The organism is Streptomyces montanisoli, assembly GCF_017813245.1.
In the GTDB taxonomy this organism is placed as follows: Bacteria; Actinomycetota; Actinomycetes; order Streptomycetales; family Streptomycetaceae; genus Streptomyces; species Streptomyces montanisoli.
The window spans coordinates 22,852-28,851 of record NZ_JAGIQL010000084.1 but is presented as its reverse complement, the minus strand read 5'-3'; the positions used below and the strand labels follow the sequence as shown (position 1 = coordinate 28,851).

Genomic DNA, 6,000 nt, shown 5'->3' with positions numbered 1-6,000 from the left:
GCGTCCGGGCGTGCGCGCCCCCGGGACGCCCCCAGCGTCCCGGCCGGCGTCGAACGAGCGGCCTCCGTTGGGGCGTGTGCGCGGCGGGGTGCTCTCGTCGTGCCCGGCGCTGACCGTTCGGTGTCCTGACCCGTCGGCCGCACCCGCGACGTGCAGGAACGCCGGCACGGCCGTCCCGAAGAGCAGGGCCGCGGCGGCGACGCCGACCAGCGCCTGCCGCTTCCTGGCGCGCCGCTCCGGGACCGCCTTGCGCAGGTGGTCGAGTGCGCCGTCCGAGGGTTCCAGGTCCTCGACGGCGGTGAGCAGCAGCCGCCGCAGGTCGAGGCCGTCGTCGGCCTGCGTCTCGTCGGCCGGTGCGGCGCCGGGCCGCTCCTCGTCGGGTCGCTCCGCACCCGACGTGTTCCGCTCGTTCTCCGGATCCTTGCTCACGATCCCGTTCCCCGCCGCCTCATGCCGTGGCCTCCATGGCAATCCTGAGCGCCGCGATGCCCCGGGAGCCGTACGCCTTCACGGAACCCAGGGATATTCCCAGCGTCTTGGCCACCTGGGCTTCCGTCATGTCCGCGAAGTAGCGCAGCACGAGCACCTCGCGCTGCCGTCGCTGGAGTCCGCGCATCGCCTTGATCAGCGCGTCGCGCTCCAGCTGGTCGTACGCGCCCTCCTCGGCGCTCGCCATGTCGGGCATCGGCTTCGAGAGCAGCTTGAGCCCGAGGATGCGGCGCCGCAGCGCGGAACGCGACAGGTTGACGACCGTCTGGCGCAGGTACGCGAGCGTCTTCTCCGGCTCGCGCACCCGGTTGCGCGCCGAGTGGACGCGGATGAACGCCTCCTGCACGACGTCCTCGCACGAGGCCGTGTCGTCGAGGAGCAGCGCGGCAAGACCGAGCAGCGAGCGGTAGTGCGCCTGGTAGGTCTCGGTGAGGTGGTCGACGGTGGTGCCCACAGCCATCGCGTCGTCAGCGCCCTCGCCCGTGGCACCCGCCACAGCCGTCCGTCCGCCGTCCGCCCGTGGCGCTCCACGCACCCCCGGCACGGCGGGTATGGGGGCGATCACCGGCAGCCCGCCGGCCGCCGCGCTTCTCGGCCTGCGGGCAGGGCGTATCGCCGCGCCCCTGAGCGGGCCGATCGCCGGGAAGTCGAGTACCTCTGCCACGCTTGTTGGACACTCTGCCCCCCGGCAGGGTTGTACGCGCGATCCACCGCTTCTGACGCCGTCCCACTTGACACCATGCGTCCCCACTCTCCCCCGATGCCCCGGTTTCGGCCGTCGCCTGACAAGGGTGACGGTGTAGACGTCCCGGGGAGGACCAGCGGTTGCGGGACTCACACAGAAAGTCGGACCTGCATACTCCGACACGGCGATGCCCCAGTTCAAGGGGTACAGAACCGGGGATTACTCACGGGACGTTCACAAGTTGGACACACCATTTCGCTTATCGGGCGGGCGATTCAGGCAGTTTGTCCACTCCGGACGATTTGCCGGGCACGCGTGACGGGCGGACGCCGCCCCGACAGGCCGGCGCTGCCCCAACAGGCGCGCGCCACCCTCCGTCAGGCGCTCAGCTCCGCCGCGATCGCCTCCGCGATCTGCGCGCTGTTGAGCGCCGCGCCCTTGCGCAGGTTGTCGCCGCAGACGAACAGTTCGAGCCCGCGCGGGTCGTCGAGCGTCCTGCGTACCCGGCCCACCCATGTGGGGTCCGTGCCCACCACGTCCGCCGGCGTCGGGAAGTCGCCGGCCGCCGGGTTGTCGAACAGCACCACGCCGGGCGCCGTCGCCAGCGTCTCGTGCGCGCGCTCGACGGTGATCTCCTGCTCGAAGCGCGCGTGCACGGACGCGGAGTGGGCGGTGACGACGGGGACGCGGACGCACGTCGCCGTCACCGGCAGGTCGGCCAGGCCGAGGATCTTGCGGGTCTCCGCCCTGATCCCCATCTCCTCGGACGACCAGCCGTCCTCGCGCAGCGCGCCCGACCACGGCACCACGTTGAGCGCGAGCGGCGCGGGGAAAGGGCCCGTCGCCTCGCCGACCGCGCGCCGTACGTCGCCCGGGTGCGTGCCCAGCTTGGTGTTCGCGACGAGCGCCGTCTGCCGGCGCAGCGCGTCGACACCCTCCTGGCCCTCCGCGCTGACGGCCTCGTACGACGAGACGACGAGTTCGCGCAGCCCGAACTCCGCGTGCAGCGCGCCGACCGCGACGATCAGCGACAGCGTCGTGCAGCCGGGGCTCGCGACGATGGAGCGCGGACGGGTGCGCGCGGCGTGCGCGTTGACCTCGGGCACGACGAGCGGCACCTCGGGGTCGCCCCTGAACGCGCCGGAGCCGTCCACGACCACGGTGCCGCCGGCCGCGGCGAGCGGCGCCCACCGCGCGGCCACGTCGTCGGGCACGAGGAACACGGCGACGTCCACGCCGCGCAGCGCCTCCTCGGTGAGCGCCTCGACCTCGGTCTCCACGCCGCGCACGGAGAGCTTGGTGCCCGCCGTGCGCGGCGACGCGAGCAGCTTGATGTCGCCCCAGACGTCCGCGTGCTGGGACAGGATCTGGAGCATCACCGCGCCGACGCCCCCGGTCGCACCGACGACCGCGAGCGTCGGCCGCCCGGTCATCGGCGGCGGTCTCCGTACGCGCGGGCGCGGGTGCCGCGGCCGGTCATCGGCCGGTGCCCCCGTACACCACGGCCTCGTCCGAGTCGGTGTCGAGCCCGAACGCCGTGTGCACGGCGCGCACCGCCTGCTCGACCTCGTCGGCGCGCGTGACGACCGAGATGCGGATCTCGGAGGTCGAGATGAGCTCGATGTTCACACCCGCGTCCGACAGCGCCTCGAAGAACCCCGCCGTGACGCCGGGGTTGGTCTTCATGCCGGCCCCGACCAGCGAGATCTTCGCGATCTGGTCGTCGTAGCGCAGCGAGTCGTAGTCGACGACCGCCTTGGTCTTCTCCAGTGCGTCGATCGCCTTGCGGCCCTCGGCCTTGGGCAGGGTGAACGAGATGTCCGTCAGGCCCGTGGACGCGGCCGACACGTTCTGCACGACCATGTCGATGTTGATCTGGTTGTCCGCGATCGCCCGGAAGATCTGCGCCGCCTCGCCCGGCTTGTCGGGCACGCCGACGACCGTGATCTTCGCCTCGGAGGTGTCGTGGGCGACACCGGAGATGATGGCCTGCTCCACCGTGCGGTCCCCTTGTGGTTCGTTGCTGACCCACGTGCCCTGGAGTCCGGAGAAGGACGAGCGTACGTGGATCGGGATGTTGTAGCGGCGTGCGTACTCGACGCAGCGGTGCAGCAGCACCTTGGAGCCGGAGCTGGCGAGCTCCAGCATGTCCTCGAAGGAGATCCGGTCGATCTTCCTGGCCTTCTTGACCACGCGCGGGTCGGCGGTGAACACGCCGTCGACGTCCGTGTAGATCTCGCAGACCTCGGCGTTGAGCGCGGCGGCGAGGGCGACGGCGGTGGTGTCGGAGCCGCCTCGGCCCAGCGTGGTGATGTCCTTCTTCTCCTGGGACACGCCCTGGAACCCGGCGACGATCGCGATGTTGCCCTCGTCGAGCGCGGTGCGGATGCGCCCCGGCGTGACATCGATGATGCGCGCTTTGTTGTGGACGGAGTCGGTGATGACACCCGCCTGGCTGCCGGTGAAGGACTGGGCCTCGTGGCCCAGGTTCTTGATCGCCATGGCCAGCAGGGCCATGGAGATCCGCTCCCCGGCGGTCAGCAGCATGTCGAATTCACGCCCGGAAGGAATCGGTGATACCTGCCCGGCGAGATCGATCAACTCGTCCGTGGTGTCGCCCATCGCCGATACCACGACGACCACTTGGTGGCCCGTCTTCTTGGCATCGACGATCCGCTTGGCGACCCGCTTGATGCCTTCGGCATCGGCTACGGAGGAGCCTCCGTACTTCTGCACGACAAGGCCCACGTGCGCTCCTCGCTCATTCCGTTGGTGCGGTCGTCTCAGTCTAGCGAGCGGCTGGACGACACTCCGGACATATCACCTGGCGAGACGACTCGCTCACGACGTGACCAACCGGAGGGCCGCGGCGGCCACTCGGCATGGATGCATGCCCCGGATGGGCCGAGCCACGCCGAAGGTAACCCACTTCACAGGAATGTCCGGGCGCGGCCGGGGCGCGGTCCACGCGCCGCGCGCGCCCGACGTGCCCTTGTGCGCCGTACGCGCCGCGAGGAGCGGCCGTGCGCGCCGCGACGCGCGGTCTTACGCGCCGCGCAGCCCCAGCGGGCCCGCGATCTCCTCCGCCATGACCTGGCCGGCCTCCTCCGCGAGTGCGTCGTCCTCCGTCGTCAGGTCCTGGTCGGTGTCCAGGCCGTCGAGGGCGGGCAGCGGCTGGTCCATGCGGACGTGGGCGACCAGGGACTGCAGCGCGCGCAGGGTCGCCGAGGCCGTGGAGCCCCAGCTCGTGAAGTACGAGAACTGCCACCACCACAGCGCCTCGGTGACGCGGCCCGCCCGGTAGTGCGCCAGGCCGTGCCGCAGGTCCGTCACGACGCCCGCGATGTCGTCCGAGATGCGGGACGGTACGGGCGCCTTGCGGGGCTCGTACGGCTCGAAGACCTCCGAGTACACGTCGACCGGGTCGAGCAGGACGGCGAACCGCTCGCGCAGCTCGTCCACGTCCGGCTCGGGACCGAGGTCCGGCTCGTACCGCTCGTCGGGGACGATGTCCTCGTGCGCTCCGAGCCGCCCGCCCGCCAGCAGCAGCTGGGAGAACTCGAGCAGCAGGAACGGCACCGCGCTGTCCGGCTCGTCGCCCTTGGCGACCTCGGTGACCGCGACGATGAAGCTCTCGATCTGGTCGGCGATCTGGACCACGAAGTCGTCCGGGTCCTGGTGGCCTGCGTGCAGCGTTGCGTCAGACATCGAGCAGTCTCCTCCCCTCGAAGGCACGCCCGAGCGTGACCTCGTCGGCGTATTCCAGGTCTCCCCCGACGGGCAGACCGCTGGCCAGGCGCGTGACGCTGAGCCCCATGGGCTTGATCATGCGCGCGAGGTACGTGGCCGTGGCCTCGCCCTCCAGGTTGGGGTCGGTCGCGAGGATCAGCTCGCCGACCGCTCCGTCCGCGAGGCGCGCGAGCAGCTCGCGGATCCTGAGATCGTCGGGGCCGACCCCCTCGATGGGGCTGATCGCGCCCCCGAGCACGTGGTACTTCCCGCGGAACTCGCGGGTGCGCTCGATGGCGACGACGTCCTTCGGCTCCTCGACCACGCAGATCACCGCCGGGTCGCGGCGCGCGTCCCGGCAGATCCCGCACTGCTCCTCCTGCGCGACGTTGCCGCACACGGAGCAGAACCTGACCTTGTCCTTGACCTCCAGGAGCGCGTGGGCGAGGCGGCGCACGTCCGTCGGCTCGGCCTGGAGGATGTGGAAGGCGATCCGCTGCGCGCTCTTGGGACCGACGCCCGGCAGCCTGCCCAGCTCGTCGATGAGGTCCTGAACCACGCCTTCGTACAACGGATGCCTTCCTTGTGCCTGCGTTCGTGCCTGCGTTCGCGCCTGCTTACGTGCCCGCGTTCGTGCCTTCGCCAGTACACCCTGGCGAATCCCCGGTAAGGCCGACGTCAGGTCCGCGACCAGGGGATCGGAGAGCCAGGGATCCCTGCCTCAGAGCGACAGCCCCGGCATCCCCCCGAGGCCCTGCGCGAGCGGCCCGAGCTTCTGCTGCTGGAGCTGGTGCGCGTTGTCGTTGGCCGCCTGGACCGCCGCGAGCACGAGGTCGGCGAGCGTCTCCGTGTCCTCGGGGTCGACGGCCTTCGGATCGATGACCAGGCCCTTCAGCTCGCCGGAGCCGTTGACCACGGCCTTCACGAGGCCACCGCCCGACTGGCCCTCGACCTCGGTCGCCGCCAGCTCCTCCTGCGCCTGCGCTAGGTCCTGCTGCATCTTCTGGGCCTGCTGGAGCAGCTCCTGCATGTTCGGCTGACCACCACCGGGAATCACGGTCACTCCTGGCATTTCGACGACAACAATCCTGTGAGGC

The 6,000-nt window shown here is 71.0% G+C and carries 6 protein-coding genes and 1 pseudogene; all 7 read right to left on the bottom strand.

Features of this window, described 5'->3' with window-relative positions:
• Positions 1-429, bottom strand: a pseudogene (locus JFN87_RS33740) (hypothetical protein); the annotation flags it as partial.
• Positions 430-448: 19 nt separating this feature from the next.
• Positions 449-1,153 (bottom strand): SigE family RNA polymerase sigma factor, encoded by a 705-nt coding sequence (locus JFN87_RS19945; protein WP_209341830.1) that lies wholly within the window; start codon positions 1,151-1,153, stop codon positions 449-451.
• A 398-nt stretch (positions 1,154-1,551) separates the two neighbouring features.
• Complete coding sequence (locus JFN87_RS19940) at positions 1,552-2,607, bottom strand: aspartate-semialdehyde dehydrogenase (protein WP_209341828.1); 1,056 nt, start codon at positions 2,605-2,607, stop codon at positions 1,552-1,554.
• A 43-nt stretch (positions 2,608-2,650) separates the two neighbouring features.
• Positions 2,651-3,922, bottom strand: coding sequence for an aspartate kinase (locus JFN87_RS19935; protein WP_209341826.1), 1,272 nt, complete (start codon positions 3,920-3,922; stop codon positions 2,651-2,653).
• Between the two features lie 297 nt (positions 3,923-4,219).
• Complete coding sequence (locus tag JFN87_RS19930; protein WP_209341824.1) at positions 4,220-4,882, bottom strand: DUF5063 domain-containing protein; 663 nt, start codon at positions 4,880-4,882, stop codon at positions 4,220-4,222.
• Positions 4,875-5,474, bottom strand: a complete 600-nt coding sequence (gene recR, locus JFN87_RS19925; protein ID WP_209341823.1) for a recombination mediator RecR — start codon at positions 5,472-5,474, stop codon at positions 4,875-4,877. The genes JFN87_RS19930 and recR overlap by 8 nt, the downstream gene beginning before the upstream one ends.
• Positions 5,475-5,624: 150 nt before the next feature.
• Complete coding sequence (locus tag JFN87_RS19920; RefSeq protein WP_078849467.1) at positions 5,625-5,960, bottom strand: YbaB/EbfC family nucleoid-associated protein; 336 nt, start codon at positions 5,958-5,960, stop codon at positions 5,625-5,627.
• Positions 5,961-6,000: the final 40 nt, after the last annotated feature.

Coding starts and splice junctions, on each gene's coding strand:
- JFN87_RS19940 (WP_209341828.1), bottom strand. CDS start 2,607: ATGACCGGGCGGCCGACGCTCGCGGTCGTCGGTGCGACCGGGGGCGTC.
- JFN87_RS19930 (WP_209341824.1), bottom strand. CDS start 4,882: ATGTCTGACGCAACGCTGCACGCAGGCCACCAGGACCCGGACGACTTC.